Consider the following 18,836-nt stretch of genomic DNA (forward strand, 5'->3'; position numbering starts at 1 on the left):
CCATGAGCAACAGCTACCAAGCCAATCTGCGGGTCTGGCGCGGCGACGACACCGGCGGCGGTCTCGACGACTTCAAGGTCGAGGTCAACGACGGTGAGGTGGTGCTCGACATCATCCACCGCATCCAGGCCACGCAGGCCCCGGACCTGGCGGTGCGGTGGAACTGCAAGGCCGGCAAGTGCGGCTCGTGTTCGGCGGAGGTCAACGGCCGTCCCCGGCTGATGTGCATGACGCGGATGTCGACGTTCGATCCGGCCGAGACCGTCACCATCACCCCGCTGCGCGCGTTCCCGATCATTCGCGATCTGGTGACCGACGTGTCGTTCAATTACGAAAAGGCGCGCCAGATCCCGTCTTTCGCGCCGCCGAAGGACCTCAAGCCCGGCGAGTACCGGATGCAGCAGGAAGATGTCGAGCGGTCGCAGGAGTTCCGCAAGTGCATCGAGTGCTTCCTGTGCCAGAACACCTGCCACGTGGTGCGTGACCACGAGGAGAACAAGCAGGCGTTCGCCGGGCCACGGTTCCTGATGCGGGTGGCCGAGCTGGACATGCACCCGCTCGACACGCTGGACCGCAAGGACATGGCGCAGGACGAGTTCGGCCTGGGCTACTGCAACATCACCAAGTGCTGCACCGAGGTCTGCCCCGAGCACATCAAGATCACCGACAACGCATTGATCCCGATGAAGGAGCGCGTTGCCGACCGCAAGTACGACCCGATCGTCTGGCTGGGCAACAAGCTCTTCCGGCGATGAGCGCTTGCGCGAAGAGCCGGAAGCGACGGGCGAAGCCGGAGGGAGGGGCGGACGTCTTCGCCTGCCGATCCGGCGGGGACGGCGATGTTTCGGCGTAGGCTCGGAAGGGCAGCCAATCCGTGACGAAAGGCAGCCAGATGGGCCAATCAGAAACGCACAGCGTCAACGACATTCGGACCGCCATCCGCGAGCTTTCCCTGCGCGCCGAACTGGCCCGTAAGGAGGGGCGGCCTGACGACGCCGCCGAGCTCGAGGCGCGGGTCGCGAAGTATCGGCAGGAACTGGCCGCCAAGCCCTGACCGGCGCCGTCAAGCACCGTCTGAAACCGCTCGGTCTGCGTGGAGCAGCACGAAGCTGACTGCCCCACCACAGATTGCGACGAGTCCCGCGACGATGAGCGCCGCTGCAAGGCCGGATGTTGTGGTGTCGGCGCCCGTGCCGCCGGCCTGAGCGACAGCACCACACAGCGCGACACCGATGGTAAGGCCGAGCTGTCGAGCCGCATTCGCCGCTGCGGCCGCCGATCCAGCGCGAGTCGGTGGGACCGATGTCGCCGCAACAGCAGGCAACACCGGTGAGATGGCCCCGGCGCCGATGCCCGTCACCACTAGCGCAGCGATCAGCGTCGTCCACTGTGGGCGCACCACCACCGCCCAACCCGACAGACATGCCAGGCCGGTGAGCATCGTCCCTGCGCCCAGCACCCAGCTGCGCGGTGCATCGTGGAGGCGGGCACTGCAGGTCAGCGACACCGCGATGAACGCGGCGAGCTGGATCGTGAGAATGAAGCCGGCCTGTAGCGGAGCCATTCCCGCGGTGCCCTGCAGCCATCGCGAAAGCACGGGCAAGGGCGCAAAGGCGGCGAAATAGTAGGCGAACGCCGCGAGGAGCGCTCCGGTGAAGCCTCGGGTGACGAACAGCCCGGCCGGAAGCACCGGATCGCGCACGCAGCGCTGGACAAGGACGAACGCCCACGCTGCCGACACGCCTGTCGCGGCGCCTACGACAGTGCCGGTCGATGCCCACCCATGTTCCCCAGCGTTGATCATGGCGTACGTGACAGCCGTCATCGCCGTCGTGACCAGTGCAGTGCCAACGAGATCCACCCGACCACTCCGGTGGTGCTCCCGCGGTAGCGCGACGGCCCCGAGAACCACTGCAAAACCACATACGGGCACTGCGGCAACGAACAACCAGCGCCAACTGAGGAATTCCGTGACGGCGCCGCCGGCGAGGGTTCCAACCGCGCTGCCGGCGCCGGCGACCGCGCCCCACACGGCGAAGGCGATCCCGCGGGCGCGCCCGGTGTAGCACTGCGCCAATAACGGCACCGCCGTCGCGAATATCGCTGCGCCACCGACTCCTTGGGCAGCACGGGCCGAGATGAGCAGACCTCCGGAGCCCACCAGAGCACATGCCAGTGACGCACCGCCGAACGCGACGAGGCCGGTCAAGAACAGCCGCCGGTGCCCGACGCGGTCGCCCAGAGTCCCCATGGCCAGGACGAGTGCGGCGAGAACCAGCGTGTAGACATCGACGATCCACTGCGAGGCCGTGAAGCCGGCGCCGAGTTCGTCGGCGATGGCGGACACACTGACCGTCACCACGGTGGTGTAGACCAGCAGGAGAAACGTTGCGGCACAACACGCCAGCAGCGCACGCCAGTCGGTGTGCCGGCGCACCGGCAAGGCGTGCTGCCGGGATTTCGATGGAAAGGTCTTTGACGGCACGGTGCCACGTTGATGTAATGCTCTTGTGCGTGTAAACCCTTACACCGAGCCGTTGCTGCAGAACGTGACCGAACTCCTCAATCAGCCGGTGACCACGGCAGCCGAACTCCAGGACCGGTGGATCACCCGCGACATGCCGACCCAGCATGACGCGACCGCCGCTGATCTACGCCATGTGCGAGAGTTCCTGCAGCAGTGGGAAACACTGGTTGACGCGGCCACCGATGAGGACCGGGTGAGCGTTCTCAACCGACTCCTCGCTCGCTATACGACCAGCCCGTCGATCACCAATCACGACGGCAGCGGCTGGCATCTGCACTACCGCGCCGCGGACGCCGGATTCGCCGCCACGTTGTCCGGCGCCACCAGCGCGGCCGCCGCCCACTACCTCACCGATCGGGGCCTGCACCGGATACGCAGGTGTGCACGGGCCGACTGCGCGAACGCCTTCGTCGACTTCACTCGCCCCGGCACGCAGAAATATTGCAGCCACTCCTGCGCGAATCGCGACGCTGTTCGGCGGCACCGCGCCGCGTCGGGCCGGCGCAGCGACTGAGCCTCACGCCTCCAGGCGGCGGAACGCGCTGCGGTGGAAGACCATCGGCTCGACGTCGGGGTTGATGACGATGTCGCTGATCGCCAGGACCACGATGGTGTGATCGCCGGCCGGAACCAGCTGGTCGATCGACGTCTCCAACCACACGCTGGTGCCGTGGATGAACAGCGCGCCGTTGTCGCGGGCCTCGGTCTCCATGCCGGCGAAGCGGTCACCGGTCTTGGCGGCCAGGGTGCGCGCCGCGGCGTCGTGCTGCTGGCCGAGCACGCTGATGCCCAGCGCCGGCAGGTTCTTGAGCTTCGGCCAGGTGGTCGAGGTGTTCTGCACACAGAACGACACCAGCGGCGGTTCCAGCGACACGGGCACGAAGGTGCTGGCGGCCAGACCGACCTTCTCGCCGTCGACGTGGGCTGCGATGGCGACGACGCCGATCGGGAAATGGCCGAACGCCGCGCGCAGAGATGCCGGGCTGAGATCTGTGGAGCTCATAGTCCGTCCATCTTCACACGACGCTCCGCAGCGCACCCGAGCAAGCGTCCGCTTGGCGGGAATGCTCGGCTACTGACCCAGGTAGCGCGACAACGAATCGTCGGCTGCCGCGGGTTTGAATCCCGTTGACTCCAACTTCCGGTTGTCGAGCACGCTGTTGCGCGGCCGCGGGGCCACCGCACTGGTTGCCGAGGCGAAATAGGCGTCGGTGCTGACGCCGGTGACCCGCGCCGGGTCGTGGCCGGTCAGCTCGAATACCCGCCGGGCGACGTCGGCCCACGACGTCGCCGGACCCGAACCGGTGACGTGGTACGTGCCGTAGGGCGCGCCGGTCGTGGTCAGGTGGCGGATGGCCCGCGCCAACTCGGAGGTGAACGTCAGCCGCCCGACCTGGTCGTCCACTACGGACGGGTCGACGCCCCGCTCGGCCAGCGACGCCATGGTCCGGACGAAGTTGTGGCCCTCCCCGATCACCCACGACGTCCGCAGGATGTAGTGCCGCGGCACCGTCGCGACGATCTGGTCGCCGGCGGCCTTGGTCTGGCCGTACACCCCGAGCGGGGCGATGGCGTCGTCTTCCCGGTACGGGGAGTCGGATGTGCCGTCGAAGACGTAGTCGCTGGAGAGGTGCACCAACGTGAGGCCGCGGGCGGTCGCGATCCGGGCCAGTGCCGCAACGCCGGTGACGTTGACGGCCCAGGCGTCGGCCCGGCCGCTCGGGGTCTCGGCCGCATCCACCGCGGTGTACGCGGCGGCGTTGATGACGGTGTCGTAGTCCTGCCACCGGCGGGCCTTCTCCAGGTCGCCGGCCAGGTCCACGTCGTCCCGGGTGGCGAACTCGACGCTCGGATCATCGCCGTATTCGGCGCGCAGCGCCCGGCCGACCTGGCCATTCGCACCCAGTACCAACGTCTTTCGCGGCGCGACAGGTTGGATGCCCGAGAGCCCGGGGTGGGCCCGGTCCTTGGCCGACAGCTCGGCGCGCTCGAGCGGGATCGGCCATTGGATGGCCAGCGTCTCGTCGGCCAGATTCACCGAAACATATTGCGCATCAATCGAATAGTGGTCGTTGACCAGGTAGACGTACGCGGTCTCGGGCGCCAGGGTCTGGAACGCATTGCCGACCCCGCGCGGCACGAACACCGCACGGGACGGGTCCAGCTCGGCGCTGAACACCGCCCCGAACGTCGGGCCCTCGCGCAGGTCGACCCAGGCGCCGAAGATCCGTCCCGTCGCCACCGAGACGAACTTGTCCCACGGTTCGGCGTGGATGCCGCGGGTGGTGCCGACTGCGTCGTTGAACGAGATGTTGTTCTGCACGGGCCCGAAATCCGGCAGCCCGAGCGCCGTCATCTTCTCGCGCTGCCAGTTCTCCTTGAACCAGCCGCGGTTGTCGCCGTGTACCGGCAGCTCCCAGATGGTCAGGCCGGGAATCGGTGTGGCATTGGCGGACAGCGGTTTTCCGTATTCGATCACGGGTGGCCCGTCGCTCACTGACCCTGGCCGGCGTAGCGCGCCTCGGTAGCGTCTTTGACCGGACGCCACCAGGCCTCGTTGTCGCGATACCAGGCGATGGTGGCGCTCAGCCCGTCGGCAAAGTCGAGATACTTTGGCTGCCAACCGAGTTCGGTGCGCAGCTTGGTGGAATCGATGGCGTAGCGCAGGTCGTGGCCGGCGCGATCGGTGACGTGGTCGTAGGCGTCGACTGGTTGGCCCATCTGCGTCAGGATCATCTCGATGACGGTCTTGTTGTCCTTTTCGCCGTTGGCACCGATCAGGTAGGTCTCGCCGAGGCGACCCCGCTCGATGATCGTCAGCACAGCGGACGAGTGATCGTCCACGTGGATCCAGTCGCGCACATTGCGGCCCGCGCCGTACAGCTTCGGCCGGATGCCACACAGCACGTTGGTGATCTGCCGCGGAATGAACTTCTCGACGTGCTGGTAGGACCCATAGTTGTTGGAGCAGTTGGAGATTGTGGCCTGGACACCGAACGAGCGCACCCATGCCCGCACCAGCAGATCACTGCCGGCCTTGGTCGACGAATACGGCGACGACGGGTTGTACGACGTGCGTTCGGTGAACTTGGCGGGATCGTCGAGCTCGAGGTCGCCGTAGACCTCGTCGGTCGAGATGTGGTGCAGCCGGGTGCCGTGCTTGCGGACCGATTCCAGCAGCGTGAACGTCCCGACCACGTTGGTGTGCAGGAACGGTTCGGGATCCCGCAGCGAGTTGTCGTTGTGCGATTCGGCGGCGAAGTGCACCACGACGTCGGTCGTGGCCATCAGTTCGTCGACCAGCGCGGCGTCGGCGATGTCGCCCAGGACGAAAGTCATCCGCTGATCGGGCAGGCCCGCAAGGGATTCCCGGTTACCCGCGTAGGTCAGCTTGTCCAGCACCGTGACGTGATGATCGGTGTGGTCCAGGACGTAGCGGACGAAGTTGGCCCCGATGAACCCGGCGCCCCCGGTGACCAGCAGCCGCGCCATCAGTACCCCCTGTTCAGCAGGTCCAGCAGGTACGTGCCGTAGCCGGACTTCACCAACGGCTCGGCGCGCTCGCGCAGCTCGTCACCGCTGAGATAGCCACGCCGCCAGGCGATTTCCTCGGGCACGCCGATCTTCAGGCCGGTACGGCGCTCGATGGTCCGCACGAACTCGGCGGCGTCCGTCATCTGATCGAATGTCCCGGTGTCGAGCCAGGCCGTGCCGCGCGGCAGCACCTGCACCCGTAACCGGTTCTGCGCCAGGTACGTTCGGTTGATGTCGGTGATCTCGTACTCACCGCGGGCGCTGGGCTTGAGTTCCCGGGCGATCGACACCACGTCGTTGCTGTAGAAGTACAGGCCCGGCACGGCGTAATTGCTCTTGGGCACCGCCGGCTTCTCCTCCAGGGAGACCGCGCGCCCGGCATCGTCGAATTCGATGACGCCGTAAGCCGCCGGCTCGGCGACCCAGTAGCCGAAGATCGCCCCGCCGTCGACGTTGTTGAACCGCTGCAGCTGCGTGCCCAGGCCCGGGCCGTACAGCAGGTTGTCGCCGAGGACCAGCGCCACACTTTCCCCGCCGAGGAAATCGGCACCGATGGTGAAGGCCTGCGCCAGCCCGTCCGGCGACGGCTGCTGCGCATAGCTGATCGACACCCCGTACTGCGATCCGTCGCCGAGCAGCCGCTCGAAGCTCGGGGCGTCGAGCGGAGTCGTGATGACCAGGATGTCGGTGATCCCCGCCAGCATCAACGTGGACAGCGGGTAGTAGATCATCGGCTTGTCGTAGACCGGGATCAGCTGCTTGGACACCCCTGCGGTGACGGGGTGCAGTCGCGTGCCCGCGCCCCCGGCCAGGATGATGCCTTTCACCCGGCCATCCTGACATACGGCCACCGCGCCAGGTGCTCACCGAGCAGACTCGACCGCGGGCTCGGACGCCAGTACCTTCCCGTTCTGCACGATTTCCAGGCCCGACGACGAGACGTGGTACTCAGCCGAATCGGGATCGTTGAACGCGACGAAGCCGTCGCCGGACTCATTCACGGTTCCCAACCGGATCGTCGCTCCGTCAGACAGCCGATAGCCCAGGTAATACAGCACCCCGACGCTGCTGCGGCAGACCACGACCGCCGACTGCGCGGTGCGCAGGATCATCGCGGCCTCGTCCGCGCCGGTGCAGCGGGCGGCGCCGTTGTATGTGGTGAAGCCGCGGGTGTCGGCGTCGGGCAGCACCATTCGCGCCGTCGTGGGCACCAGCGAGGTGGGCGTCTCCGGCTCGGTCGACTCGACCGACGTCACGGTCACCCCCGTCGTCTCGGGTGCAGTCGTCGTGGCCTCCGCCGAAGTCGTTGCGCCGCTGCGTCCGTCATGTCCACGCAGCAGCACGACACCGACGAAGACCAGCGCCACCACCAGCAGGATTCCCACCCCGGTCAGCGCCCAGGTCGTCGGGCTCATGCCGGACCGCGCCGCCACCGGCGGATCTGGTTGGCGCACAAGGCCCATGGGCGCGGCTGGCGGTGCGGACCGCAGTGTCGGCGCTCCGGGTACCGCAGGCGCCGAGGCCACCGGCGGCAGGGTTGCCGCGGCACCGCGGGCCAGCGCCGTGGCGAAATCCGAACACGATGCGAAGCGGTCGGCGGGCCTGCGTGCCATCGCGATGGCCATCACGGGGTCCAGGTCGGCGAGGTCCGGGCGGATCTCCGCCAGCCGCGGCACCACACCGCTCACGCGTTGGCTGATGAGCGCCACGGGCGTCGAGTCGCCACCCGGAGGCCGGCCGGTCAGCAGTTGAAAAGCGGTGGCCGCCAAGGCGTATTGATCCGAGCGACCATCCAGCTTCTCACCGAGTAATTGTTCCGGCGCCGCGTAGTTCGGCGTGCCGAGCGTCATGTTGGTCGACGTCAGCCCGTCGAAATCGTCGACGCGCCGGGCGATCCCGAAGTCAGCGAGCAGCACCCTGCCACGGCCCGGGCCCTGCCCGCTCAACAGGATGTTGGCTGGTTTGACGTCGCGGTGCAGCAGTCCGCGGCTGTGCGCATGGTCCAGCGCGTCGGCGATCGCGGTGACGATCGCAATCACCTGGTCCCGCGGCATCCCACCGGGGCACTGCGTCCGGAGCACGTTTCCGGCATCGGAACCGTCGACGTAGTCCATCGAGATCCACAGTCGTCCGTCGTATTCGCCACGGTCGTGTACTCCGACGATGTGCTGGTGCCACAACGTCGCCGCGGCGTCGGCCTCGCGCTCGAAGCGCCGCCGGTATTCGGCGTCGGCCGACAACGATGCCGGCAGGACCTTCAACGCGTCGGTTCTGGGCAGCCGCGGGTGCTGCACCAGGTAGACCTCGCCCATGCCGCCGGCACCCAGTTTCCTGACCACGGTGAATCCGGCGAAGACCGATCCATCGGGCAGCGACATGGTCGGATCGTAACGGCCCGAACGCGAAAGAGCGGCCACCCGAGATGATCTCGGGTGGCCGCCTCTCGCGGACTGATCTAGCGCTTGTCCAGGATGCCCTCGATGTTGGCGACGCCGTGGATGCCGGACGTGGTGTTGCTCTCCAGGACCACGAATCCCTTACCCGCGGGGTTGCGGCTGACCAGCAGGGTTTCGTGCGCCATCGCCGCGGACTTGCCCTGCTTGTTCAGCGGCGTGACGATGTCGTCGTTCAGTTTCTTGAAGAAGTTGGCGTCGACGCTGCCGGTGATCCAGGCCCGGTACTGGTGCTTGCTGTCCTGCCACTTGTCGTTGTGGCCGGTGACGTCGACGACCTGGTCGACCCACTTGTGCTCGTCGGTGCTGACCTTGCCGGCCTTGACCGCCTGGGCGATGTCGTCACGAGCCGGGGCGTACAGCCGGGTCAGGTGGATGTGGAGCTGGTTGAGCCGACGGGCGTCCGCCGAGTTGATCCCGAGCGCCCAGTCCGGGCCGCCCGTCATGAAGTGGACCGACTCGTAGGCGTGCTTGAAGTAGTTCGGAGCGTCGCCCCGCAGCAGGTTGTCGCATTCGATGCCGGTCTCGCGGACGGTCGGCACCACCAGCAGGTCCTGGGTCGTCTTCATGTCCACGCCCGGGTGCACTGCCCAACCGCGCGTCGAATCGTGGCCGGGCCACTGGATGTCGAAGTTCCGGCCCGGGTGCTTCGGCGAGTGCTCTCCGACGCCGTGCGCCGGCGGCTTGACACCGTCCCAGATGGGATCGTCCTTGTGGTTGTCGCAACCCTGGTAGTGCTGCGCGCCCGTCTCGGCGTGGGCGGCCGGCGAAAGACCGAAGGCCAGCACCGGCGCCACCACCAGGGCGGCGGCGGCCGCGGCACGGCGGGTGAAGCGGGAGCCGGTGGTCGTCGTGTTGGTCATTTCGTCTCCTGAAGGGTTTAGGGGGGCGTGCCTTGCGGCGTTGAATTAACCTTCGCGGAATCGAGGCCCCAGGTCAGTCCACTGATCGGGCCCCCGACCGGACGAATTCGGCATCCCCTGATCGGGGGACACGGGCGCCTCGGCCCGGTCGCCGCCGCTGAGCGGCCCACAACTTTTCCTCTGCCCGCAACACCACGATCCCGGGGCCGCCGTGGCCTTCCGCCGTCGACTTCGTCACCCAGATGACGCTCCACCCGCGGGATTCGAGCTCCGCGGTGTGGCTGTGGATCCATTCGCGATAACCCGGGGTATCCGCGTCCTCGTCGCACTCGACGGCGACCTTCCACCGTGGCCAGCCCAGCGCCGCCCGAGTGCAGACGAGTCCCCATTGGTCATAGAACGGGATTTGCGTCTGGAGTCCGGGAATCCCGGTGCGGCGCAGCAATCGCCGGGTCTGGGTCTGCAGCGGAGTCTCCGCCCCGCCATCGGCCTGCGCCAGCGCACTCCGCAGCCGATCGATACCCCGAATCCCGCGATTGGCGTCGGCAAGCGCCCACACGTCTGCCGGGTCCAGACCCGTCGCGTTCAACAATGCATCCAGGGTCGGCACCGCCTCGGTTTCGGGCAGGAGCCTGCCCAGGTCGAACGCTGTCCGCGCCGCGGACGTCACCCGCATGCCGCCGCTGATTTCTCTCACCTCGTCTGGAGCCAGCGCATACGAACGCACCGTGAGCCCGGTCGGGGAGTGCCGGTTGGTCCGCACGACCTCGGCGGGCGCATTCACATCGAGCCACTTGGTGCCGTACACGGCCGCCGCCGACAGCCCGCACAACACTGCATCGGGCCCGGCGAACAGCCACGCGGCCTCGGCGCGCAGCCGCGCGGTCAACGCCACCTCGTTGGCGAGATAGACGCCCCGGTAGACGGCGCGGTACCCGGCACGGAGCTCTCGCTTGGTGAGCAGTCCGGTTTCCAGGACTGTGCTCCCGAGAAACGGTCGGTTCATGCGGCGAGCATGGCTGCGGCCACCGACAGATCGAATATCTCTACCGGTGGTTGTCCACAGGCGACGCACGACCGAGCCCGGCTCCAGCCGCGCTCCACAACCAGGCCGCAGTGCCACCTCCCGCGCCGGCCACACTCCACAACCACCAAGTCCGCAGTACCAGCGACTCCCGTGCCGGCTACTCTCCGCAACCACCAAGGCCGAGCTGCTACGGCGAATGTGCATGTTCGGTTTGATATTTCGCGGTTTTGCGGGTCAAGCCTGCACATTCGTCGTAGCACTCCGCATCGCATGCAGCACCTGACCGGCAAACCAGGTACCACCGGTCACATGTGAGTTGAGTAACCTGGCGCCATGTCCGATGCGTCGATCCTGTCCGTGCTGCGCGAGCGCGCCAGCCTGACTCCTGACGACGTGGCCTACACCTTCACGGACTACGACCACGACTGGGATGGCGTCACCGAGAGCGTGACCTGGGCGCAGCTGTACCGTCGCACCCTCAACGTGGCGCACGAGCTCCGCATGCACGGCGTCCCCGGCGACCGCGCGCTGATCATCGCGCCGCAGGGGCTGGCCTACATCGTCGGGTTCCTGGGCGCCATGCAGGCGGGTTTCATCGCGGTGCCGCTGTCGGTCCCGCTACCGGGCTCGCACGACGAGCGGGTGAGTGCCGTCATCACCGACACGTCGCCGACGGTCGTGCTGACCACCGCGGCCGCGTTCGACATCGCCGCGCAGAACGTGGACGACGGCGCGTCGATGGTCGCGGTGATCGCCGTCGACACCCTCGATCTGGACGCCGACCGGGACTTCGACGAGGAGGTCCCGCCGGGCCCCGACATCGCTTACCTGCAGTACACGTCCGGGTCGACGCGGCTGCCGGCCGGTGTGATGATCTCGCACAAGAACCTGCGGGCGAACATCGAGCAGTTGCTGGCCGATCTGCTGTCGCAGCACGGCGGAGAGCTGCCGCCCGGGTCGACGCTGGTCTCGTGGCTGCCCTTCTATCACGACATGGGCCTCGTCCTCGGGATCGCCGTCCCGATCTTCTCCGGCCACAAGGGCGACCTCATGAGCCCCATCGCCTTCCTGACGCGCCCCGTCCGCTGGCTGCAGGCGCTGTCGCGCAACAACCCCGCGTGGTCGGCCGCCCCGAACTTCGCGTTCGACCTCGCCACCCGGCGCGTCACCGACGAAGAGATGGCCGAACTCGACCTCAGCGGCGTCATCGGCATCAACAACGGCGCCGAACGCATCCACCCGCCCACCCTGATCAAGTTCGACGAACGCTTCGCGGCCGTCGGCTTCCGGCCCGAGATGATGGTGCCGTCCTACGGTCTGGCCGAGGCGACGCTCTACGTGGCCAGTGGTGCGCACGGCCGTCCGCCGGAGGTCGTCGAGTTTGCCGCCGACGAACTCACGCAGGGCATCGCGCTGCGCAAAGCGGGTGGGACGCCGCTCATGCGTTACGGCCGGGCGCCGTCGCCGCTGCTGGAGATCGTCGACGCCGACAGCTGCCAGCTGTGCCCCGAGGGCGTCGTCGGCGAAATCTGGGTCCGTGGAGACAACGTCTCCGCGGGGTACTGGCGCAAGCCCGAACAGACCGGGTCCGCTTTCGACGCGACGCTGGCGAACGCCCCCGAGGGCACGCCCGAGACGGGCTGGCTGCGGACCGGGGACCAGGGCTTCATCTCCGAAGGCGACCTGTTCATCGTGGGCCGCATCAAGGACATGCTGATCGTGCGCGGCCGCAACCACTATTCGGACGACATCGAAGCGACGGTGCAGAAGATCAGCCGCGGCCGGGTGGCGGCGATCGCCGTGACCGACGACCACACCGACCAGCTGGTCACCATCATCGAGCTCAAGTCGCGCGCCGACGCCGCTGAGCTCGATGCTCTGAAAAACGATGTGGTCGCGGCGATTTCGCGGGCGCACGGGTTGCAGGTCGCAGATGTCGTGCTGGTGGAGGCCGGGTCCATCCCGACCACCACGAGCGGCAAGATGCGCCGGTCGGCGTGTGCCGAGCAGTATCGGCAAGGGCAGTTCGTCCGGTTGGACGCCGGGTTGAGCTCGTAGCCCGCGCCCCCTATGTGGATCACCCTGCTGGTGATGGCGGTCGCGGTCAGCCTGGAGCCGTTCCGCATCGGCATGTCCGTCGTCATGCTGAACCGGCCTCGCCCGCACCTGCAGCTGGCCGCGTTCCTGTGCGGCGGTTTCCTGATGGGCCTGTCCGTCGGCGCGGTGGTGCTGTTCTTCCTCGAGTCGCGGTTACCCGCCTGGGCCTCAGCACATTTCAACCTGCCGACGGTCCAGATCGCGATCGGCGTGCTGGCTTTGGTGGCCGCCGTCTTGCTGGCCGTCACGAAGGGAAAGGACCGCGAGCTGCCCGCGTGGCTGACCCGGCTGCTCGACGGCCGGTCGCTGTGGGTCGCCGGCGTCGCGGGCCTGGGCATCGCGCTGCCGTCGGTCGACTATCTCGCGGCGCTGGCCGTGATCGCCGCCGCGCACCTCGAGGCCGGGGTTCGGATGAGTGCGCTGGTGACCTTCAACGTCGTGGCGTTCTCGTTGGTCGAGATACCCCTGCTGGCCTACCTGATCGCCCCGCAACGCACGCGTACCGCAATGAGCAGCCTGCACAACTGGATTCGCGCCCGCCGGCGGCACGAAGTCGCAGGCCTGCTGGCGGCGGTGGGTGTCGTGCTCGTCGCCGCGGGCGGGTTGGGGATCTAGCCCCTAGTGCGCGCTCGGCCCGTGGCTCATCACGTAGTTGATGCCCGACATCAGCTGTGACACCGGGTCGGCGGCACCACCGAAGGCGGCCTGCGTGGCCGGGGCGGTGGCCGCGGCCGGGTCGTAACCGTTGACGGGATCGACCGTGATCGGCGCGGTCGCCGGGTCGTCGTTACGCGAATATCCCGCATCCACCATCGGCTTCATCACGGCGTCAAGGTGATTCATGTCCGCTTCGGACATGCCGAGGTACTTGAACGGCACGACGAGCGGCAGGTGCTGCTCGGGGATCATGTAGGTCGTGGTCGTCGCGCCGCGGGAGTTGACGGTCTTGACGATGTTCTGCGGCGGCACGTTCTTCGGGTTGGTGAATGCCACCGCGGTGTGGCCGGTGGCCAGACCGACGACCGCGTTCGCCAGCGCCATCAGGTTGTCCGGCCGGTCCGGCCAGTCGGCGATGCTGTCGTATGCGGAGATGAATTGGTATGTGTCGTACTGACTGTCGACGACCGGCGGCATCAGAAAGTCGAGCGCCGGGACCGTGCTACCCACCGGGTAGGTCTGCCGCAGGAAGCTCTGGGTCCACGGGTTGATGGCGAGCGGATCGCCGTAGGTCGCGAACGACAGCTCGTTCGGCGCCGGCGCGGCCGGGTCGTAGGCCAACCGGTCCTGCACGGCGTGCACGACCATGGCACCTTCGGACAGGCCGATCACCGTGCCGGGACCGCCCTCCTGGACGCGGTTGATGACGTTGTTCTTGCCGACCTCGACGGACTCGCCGATGCTCGGGCCGTTCAATCCGATCTCGGGCATCTTCTGGTGCAGTTCCTCGATGCCCGGGATGAAGCTGAGCACGTGGCCCTGCACCTGGCCGGCGGGATAGTCGACGATCTCGCGATTGAGGCCCGGGAACCAGTCTGCGCCGGTGCGCCGGATGTACTCGTCGTACGGGATGCCCATGACGTGCGCGCCGCCCAGTGCATACCCGCGGCCGGGGGTGCCGATCGGCGGGATGGCCGGGACGATCGGGCCGGCCCCGGAGCCGGACCCGGCCCAGGGCTCGTCGGCCGTCGCGATCCAGCCAGCAAGAGGCCCAGAAGAACCGACCGTCAACAGCGCGGTCGCGATAGCTATCGAGCTGGCAAGTCGCTTGTTCATGCGTTGCTCCCCTGCGGTTTCGGTCGGGACGGCCACCAGTTCGCCTCTCCGACGAGCGTGGCCATGGCGGGCACGGTGATGGTCCGCACCAGGAAGGTGTCCAGCAGGATGCCGGCGCCGATGACGAAGCCGCCCTGGATCACGGTACCGATGCTGGAGAACAGCAGACCCCACATGGAGGCCGCGAAGATCAGGCCGGCCGCGGTGATGACGCCGCCGGTCGACGACAGCGTGCGAATGATGCCGTACCGCATGCCATGTGGCGATTCGTCACGCATGCGCGAGACGAACAGCATGTTGTAGTCGGCGCCCACCGCGACCAGCACCACGAAAGCCAGTGGGGGGACGGTCCAGTGCAGTGGCTGATGGAACAGGTACTGGAACACCACGACGCCGATGCCGAGCGCCGCGAAGTACGAAAGCACCACGGAGCCGACCAGATACAGCGGTGCGATGAGCGACCGCAGCAACAGCATCAGGATCAGCAGCACCACCGCGACCGTGACGGTGATGATGAACCGGATGTCGTTCTGGTAGTAGTCGCGAGTGTCCTTGAGCGCGACGGGATATCCGCCCATCGACACCGTGGCATCCGACAGCGACGTGTTCGGCTGGGCGCCGCGGGCGGTGTCGCGGATGGTGTTGACCTGATCCATCGCGGCGGCGCTGAACGGGTCGAGCTTGGTGAGCACGAGGTACCGCACCGAGTGTCCGTCGGGCGAGATGAACATCTTCGACGCCGACTTGAAGGCCTCGAGCTGCAGCACCTCGGGCGGGATGTTGAAGCCCGCCTGGGCCGGGCCGGACGCGTTCTGCTTTATCGACAGCAGGAAGGCCCCGGCCTGGTCGAGACCCGAACGCATCAGCTGGATTTGTTCGACGACCTCGTCGACCCCGTTGGCGACTTCCCGGCTGCCGCTCGCCGAACGATCGGCGCCCTGACGAAGCTTGGTCAGATTGGCCTGCGCGCCCGCGGGGCTGTCCATCCCCATGGTGCGCATGACCTTGGTCAGGTTGGTCATCGCACTTTGGAGTTGCTGCACCGACGCGTTGAGCGTCTTCTGGTCCTGCATGGTCTGCAGCTGCCCGGCGAGTTTGTTGATCTCGTCGATGGTGCCGTCCTGGCGCGCTTCTTCGAGACGCTGGAAGTGGCCGCGGGTTTCGGCGCAGGACAGGTCGAGGTCGCACACCGCGTTGTTCTGCAGCGCCGCCAGCACCGGGCCGACCCAGCCGAACATGTCTTTGGCCGCTGTGTAATTCAGTCCCAGGGTGTTGCCCAGCTTGCTGACGCTGTTGACGAGCTTGGCCGCGACTTCCACGTTCTGCACCAGTTTGTTGCCGCCGTACTGGCTGCGGATCGCGGTGAAGGCGTCGAGGGTCGTCTGCAGTTGCGTGGCGATCTGGCCGACCTGGCCGCGCACGTCGGCGAGGTTGGTCGCGAGGGTGTCGGCGCCCTTGGCCAGCCGGTCGATGTCGCCCGTGCGCTGGCCGATCATGCCGGCGCCCTCGGTCAGCCGGTCACCGACCAGACCCGCCTGGAAGGTGGCGCGGAACTCGGGCGGCACCTCGCCGAGCGGACGGGTGATGCCGCTGACCATGGCGACGTCCGGCAATTGGCTGATGCGCGACGCCATCTGTTCGAGGTCGGCGAGGGCCTGCGGGGAGCGCAGGTCGCGCGGCGACTGCACGAGGACGTACGACGGCACCGACTGGTTGACGTTGAAGTGGCTCTCGAGCGCCGCGTACCCGATGGAGCTCGGGGCCGACGCCGCGACGGCCTTGCGGTCGTCGTAGTTGAACTTCGCGAAGCCCGCGGCACTGGCGAGCAGGAGCAGCACCAGCAGGCTGGCCACCAGGTGCAGTCGCGGCCGGCGGACGATGCGCGCGCCGGACCGGCGCCACAGCTGTGCGGTGAGCTCGTTCCGCGGCTTGATCCAGCCACGCGGCCCGACGAGCGTCAGGATCGCGGGCAGCAGCGTCACCGCGGCGAGGAACGCCACCAGGATGCCGATGGCCGACGAGACACCGACGGTGGAGAAGACGCCCATCTTGGCGAAGCTGATACCGAGGAAGGTGACGCCGACGGTCGCGGCCGACGCGGTGATGACCTTGCCGACGGAGCCCAGCGCGCGCCGGACGGCGACAGTGGAGTCATCGCCCTGCCGCACGTAGTCGTGGTACCGGCTGATCAGGAACACCGCGTAGTCGGTACCCGCGCCGAAGATCATGGCGCTCAGCAGGATGATGGCCTGATTCGACACCCCCAGCCCGGTCAGCTGGGACAGCCCGGCGACGGTCGCCTGCGCGATCACCAGCGACATGCCGATGCCGGCGAGCGGCAGCATCATCGTCACGGGATTGCGGTAGACGACCAGCAGCACCAGGAGCACGAGGACTGCGATGGCGATCTCGATGGGCATCCGGTCCTTCTCACCGGCGACGGTGAGGTCGGCGACGGTGGCCGCCGGTCCGGAGAGATGGATCTTCAGCGGGCTGCCGGCGGTGCTGTGCCGGACGATGTCGGCCACCCGGTTGTAGGCGGCGTACGACTGCGGCGTCCCCAGCGCGCCGGCCAGACCGACCGGCAACACCCAGGCCTTCTTGTCCTTGCTGGTCATGAAGTTGCGCAGCGGCGGGGTGCTGACGAAGTCCTGCATCATGACGACGTCGCGCGGGTCGTCGCGCAGGGCGTCCACCAACTTGCGGTAGGTGGCTTCGTCGCTCCGATCCAGGCCGCGGTCGTTGATGAGAACGATCAGCAGCAGGTCATCGGTGCCGGGTTCCTTGAACGCCTCGGTCATGTGCCGGGCGGCGACGTTGGACGGCGCATCGGCGGGCAGCATCGCCAATGGATGCTTCTGCGCCATCTCGTTGAGGCTCGGCACGGCCAGGGGCAGCGCCACCGCCAGCGTGATCCACAGGCCGATCACCGCCCAAGGCCACCGCACCACAAAATCGGCTAGCCGTCGCAACTGAGGCCCCTTGTCGAGCCCGCCCGACGGGTCACCAGTTCCCGCCGTCGGCGATCCGCGTGCAGACCGACTTCATCGCCTCCAGGTACCGGGTGACGGACTTCTTGGCGATGGGGTTGTCCGGATACATGACCTCCATGACCGTGCCGCCTTCGTAACGGAAGACGTAGATGGTCAGCTGGTAGGAGTACCGGCCGTCGGAGTAGATGCCGATGTTGTTGGCATACCCCATCTCGGTGGCCGCCAGGATGGTGTTGAGCGGCGCGGCGCCGCCGTGCAGGAAGTTCGACACCGGGAAGTTGGGTCGCGGCCAGTCCAGCCACGGCGCGAGTTCCAGCACGCGGTAGTACGGCACGCGCGCCATGTTGAGGTTGCCGTCGAACGACTCCTGCGCCGCCCAGGCGGCTTCATTGAAGGTCGCCGCGGCGATCGGCACGGTGATGGGCACCAGGCCGGTGAACCAGCCCTGCGTCATGAAGTTGTCCGACGTGCGCCGGGTGTCGCGCGGGGTGAGGCCGTAATACGTTGCGGCGCCGGTCAACTCGTGTTCGACCTGGGCCATGCAGGCAAACAGCCCACCGACGAAGCGGGCGCCGGCCGCCTCACAGGCGGCCTCGAAGCGCGCCGTCTGCTCCGGGTCCATGAGCGATTCGCCGACCATGTCACCGACCGACGGCTCCATGGCGTTCCCCAACGGCAACGGGAACTCCGGCATGCTGTTGTTGTTGTTCTCAGCAAACTCGATCCAGGCCTGAACCTCAGGGGAATCGACCGTCAGCGCCGAGGTGCGCTCATGCTCCTGGACGCACCATTCATCGAAGCTCCCGGCGTCGGGCAGAGCAAACGCTGAGCCCCCTGTTGTCAATGCTGTGTACCGGCCATGAGCCTCCAGCATGGTGATACCGATGAGCGCCGCGTCGCCGTGCACGTGATCGATGGCCGCGTAGAAGTTGAAGCTGTCTTCGCTCTGGACGATGCCGAAGGAGAAGCAGCCCCACTCCAGTGGCGTCGGAATGTCCACGAGGTGCTTGCGTACGTCCTCGACAGCCAGTTCGCCGTGATTGACGGGTTCGAATTCGAGGTCCTCGGGATCGGCGATCGTATGTCGAAGGATCTCGCCCGTGCCGTTTCCCGTCGCTCCGCTCGCCCCGGCCTCGGTGTACTCGAACCAGCTGCGGTAGGTGTCGTGCCTGCGCAGATACGAGTTGAGCGCCTCGTTCATCGCCGCGATGTCGCACTGACCAGGGACTTCGCACGTCGCGATGATCTGCCGGGAGTACTCGAGGCCCGAGCCGGTGCGCTCGACGACACCGCGGATGTGCTGGCCCTGCATGTAGCTGACCGGCACCGAACTCACAGGTGCCTGCCGGGCCACTTCGCGGGCCGCCTCGGTCGGGTGCCAGGAGGTCAGAACACCTGGGATCGGCGTCCAATCATCGATCTTTCCGATCGTGATCTTCCCGATTCGCAATTACTTTCCTCCCAGGTCTGGGCACACCGAGGCCCGGCAACACTGTTGGCGTCATCAACATACCCCGGCAACCTTTGGCGGTGCCGTTACGCCTGGTGGCGCGGTCCCCGATGACCAGC

16 protein-coding genes are annotated in these 18,836 nt (G+C 67.4%); 5 read left to right on the forward strand and 11 right to left on the reverse strand.

Annotation, left to right across the window (positions count from 1 at the left end; all coding sequences use genetic code 11):
- The first annotated feature begins 2 nt into the window (after window positions 1-2).
- Together QRN63_RS06420 and QRN63_RS06425 are read left to right on the forward strand one after the other, a co-directional pair.
- The gene (locus QRN63_RS06420; RefSeq protein ID WP_155900521.1) at window positions 3-755 is read left to right on the forward strand and encodes a succinate dehydrogenase/fumarate reductase iron-sulfur subunit; all 753 of its coding nucleotides are present in this window, start codon (window positions 3-5) and stop codon (window positions 753-755) included.
- A 137-nt stretch (window positions 756-892) separates the two neighbouring features.
- A complete protein-coding gene (locus tag QRN63_RS06425; RefSeq protein ID WP_204158310.1) occupies window positions 893-1,054 on the forward strand; it encodes a hypothetical protein in 162 nt (53 codons plus the stop codon).
- A 9-nt stretch (window positions 1,055-1,063) separates the two neighbouring features.
- On the opposite strand, the gene QRN63_RS06430 is transcribed toward QRN63_RS06425, so the two are convergent.
- Window positions 1,064-2,485 (reverse strand): MFS transporter, encoded by a 1,422-nt coding sequence (locus tag QRN63_RS06430; protein WP_285030044.1) that lies wholly within the window; start codon window positions 2,483-2,485, stop codon window positions 1,064-1,066.
- A gap of 25 nt (window positions 2,486-2,510) precedes the next feature.
- Between QRN63_RS06430 and QRN63_RS06435 the strand changes: the two genes are divergently transcribed.
- Window positions 2,511-3,041, forward strand: coding sequence for a CGNR zinc finger domain-containing protein (locus QRN63_RS06435; protein ID WP_285030045.1), 531 nt, complete (start codon window positions 2,511-2,513; stop codon window positions 3,039-3,041).
- Between the two features lie 3 nt (window positions 3,042-3,044).
- Here the strand turns inward: QRN63_RS06435 and QRN63_RS06440 are convergent, their stop codons facing one another.
- The 7 genes from QRN63_RS06440 to QRN63_RS06470 form a co-directional block, all read right to left on the reverse strand.
- Entirely contained in the window at window positions 3,045-3,530 is a 486-nt protein-coding gene (locus QRN63_RS06440; protein ID WP_267316063.1) for a flavin reductase family protein, read from the reverse strand.
- Between the two features lie 69 nt (window positions 3,531-3,599).
- Window positions 3,600-5,024: a dTDP-4-dehydrorhamnose reductase gene (rfbD, locus tag QRN63_RS06445; RefSeq protein WP_502888092.1), complete on the reverse strand. Its 1,425-nt coding sequence runs from the start codon at window positions 5,022-5,024 to the stop codon at window positions 3,600-3,602.
- Window positions 5,021-6,019 carry a dTDP-glucose 4,6-dehydratase gene (gene rfbB / locus QRN63_RS06450; protein ID WP_285030047.1) on the reverse strand — a complete coding sequence of 333 codons (999 nt, stop codon included), beginning with the start codon at window positions 6,017-6,019 and terminating at the stop codon, window positions 5,021-5,023. Before rfbB ends, rfbD begins: the two co-directional genes overlap by 4 nt.
- Window positions 6,019-6,888, reverse strand: a complete 870-nt coding sequence (gene rfbA, locus QRN63_RS06455; RefSeq protein ID WP_267316066.1) for a glucose-1-phosphate thymidylyltransferase RfbA — start codon at window positions 6,886-6,888, stop codon at window positions 6,019-6,021. Before rfbA ends, rfbB begins: the two co-directional genes overlap by 1 nt.
- Before the next feature lie 36 nt (window positions 6,889-6,924).
- Window positions 6,925-8,439, reverse strand: coding sequence for a serine/threonine-protein kinase (locus QRN63_RS06460; protein WP_285030048.1), 1,515 nt, complete (start codon window positions 8,437-8,439; stop codon window positions 6,925-6,927).
- A 77-nt stretch (window positions 8,440-8,516) separates the two neighbouring features.
- Complete coding sequence (locus tag QRN63_RS06465) at window positions 8,517-9,377, reverse strand: CDP-diacylglycerol diphosphatase (RefSeq protein ID WP_285030049.1); 861 nt, start codon at window positions 9,375-9,377, stop codon at window positions 8,517-8,519.
- A gap of 73 nt (window positions 9,378-9,450) precedes the next feature.
- Window positions 9,451-10,383 carry a type IV toxin-antitoxin system AbiEi family antitoxin gene (locus QRN63_RS06470; RefSeq protein WP_285030050.1) on the reverse strand — a complete coding sequence of 311 codons (933 nt, stop codon included), beginning with the start codon at window positions 10,381-10,383 and terminating at the stop codon, window positions 9,451-9,453.
- Window positions 10,384-10,737: 354 nt separating this feature from the next.
- Here QRN63_RS06470 and QRN63_RS06475 point away from each other — a divergent pair, with 354 nt between their 5' ends.
- Window positions 10,738-12,462, forward strand: coding sequence for an AMP-binding protein (locus tag QRN63_RS06475; RefSeq protein WP_267316070.1), 1,725 nt, complete (start codon window positions 10,738-10,740; stop codon window positions 12,460-12,462).
- 12 nt (window positions 12,463-12,474) lie between these two features.
- Window positions 12,475-13,116, forward strand: coding sequence for a GAP family protein (locus QRN63_RS06480; protein ID WP_267316071.1), 642 nt, complete (start codon window positions 12,475-12,477; stop codon window positions 13,114-13,116).
- A gap of 3 nt (window positions 13,117-13,119) precedes the next feature.
- On the opposite strand, the gene pe is transcribed toward QRN63_RS06480, so the two are convergent.
- From pe to QRN63_RS06495, 3 genes are read right to left on the reverse strand one after another with little or no spacing between them, the layout of a single operon-like run.
- Window positions 13,120-14,274, reverse strand: coding sequence for an acyltransferase PE (gene pe / locus QRN63_RS06485; protein WP_285030052.1), 1,155 nt, complete (start codon window positions 14,272-14,274; stop codon window positions 13,120-13,122).
- The gene (locus QRN63_RS06490) at window positions 14,271-17,246 is read right to left on the reverse strand and encodes an MMPL/RND family transporter (RefSeq protein WP_285030053.1); all 2,976 of its coding nucleotides are present in this window, start codon (window positions 17,244-17,246) and stop codon (window positions 14,271-14,273) included. Before QRN63_RS06490 ends, pe begins: the two co-directional genes overlap by 4 nt.
- 31 nt (window positions 17,247-17,277) lie before the next feature.
- Window positions 17,278-18,717 carry a condensation domain-containing protein gene (locus tag QRN63_RS06495; RefSeq protein WP_267316074.1) on the reverse strand — a complete coding sequence of 480 codons (1,440 nt, stop codon included), beginning with the start codon at window positions 18,715-18,717 and terminating at the stop codon, window positions 17,278-17,280.
- Between the last annotated feature and the right edge of the window lie 119 nt (window positions 18,718-18,836).

Source organism: Mycolicibacterium sp. lyk4-40-TYG-92, from assembly GCF_030209435.1.
Lineage (GTDB): Bacteria > Actinomycetota > Actinomycetes > Mycobacteriales > Mycobacteriaceae > Mycobacterium.

Coding starts and splice junctions, on each gene's coding strand:
- QRN63_RS06420 (WP_155900521.1), top strand. CDS start 3: ATGAGCAACAGCTACCAAGCCAATCTGCGGGTCTGGCGCGGCGACGAC.
- QRN63_RS06425 (WP_204158310.1), top strand. CDS start 893: ATGGGCCAATCAGAAACGCACAGCGTCAACGACATTCGGACCGCCATC.
- QRN63_RS06440 (WP_267316063.1), bottom strand. CDS start 3,530: ATGAGCTCCACAGATCTCAGCCCGGCATCTCTGCGCGCGGCGTTCGGC.
- rfbB (WP_285030047.1), bottom strand. CDS start 6,019: ATGGCGCGGCTGCTGGTCACCGGGGGCGCCGGGTTCATCGGGGCCAAC.
- QRN63_RS06460 (WP_285030048.1), bottom strand. CDS start 8,439: ATGTCGCTGCCCGATGGATCGGTCTTCGCCGGATTCACCGTGGTCAGG.
- QRN63_RS06465 (WP_285030049.1), bottom strand. CDS start 9,377: ATGACCAACACGACGACCACCGGCTCCCGCTTCACCCGCCGTGCCGCG.
- QRN63_RS06470 (WP_285030050.1), bottom strand. CDS start 10,383: ATGAACCGACCGTTTCTCGGGAGCACAGTCCTGGAAACCGGACTGCTC.
- QRN63_RS06475 (WP_267316070.1), top strand. CDS start 10,738: ATGTCCGATGCGTCGATCCTGTCCGTGCTGCGCGAGCGCGCCAGCCTG.
- QRN63_RS06480 (WP_267316071.1), top strand. CDS start 12,475: ATGTGGATCACCCTGCTGGTGATGGCGGTCGCGGTCAGCCTGGAGCCG.
- pe (WP_285030052.1), bottom strand. CDS start 14,274: ATGAACAAGCGACTTGCCAGCTCGATAGCTATCGCGACCGCGCTGTTG.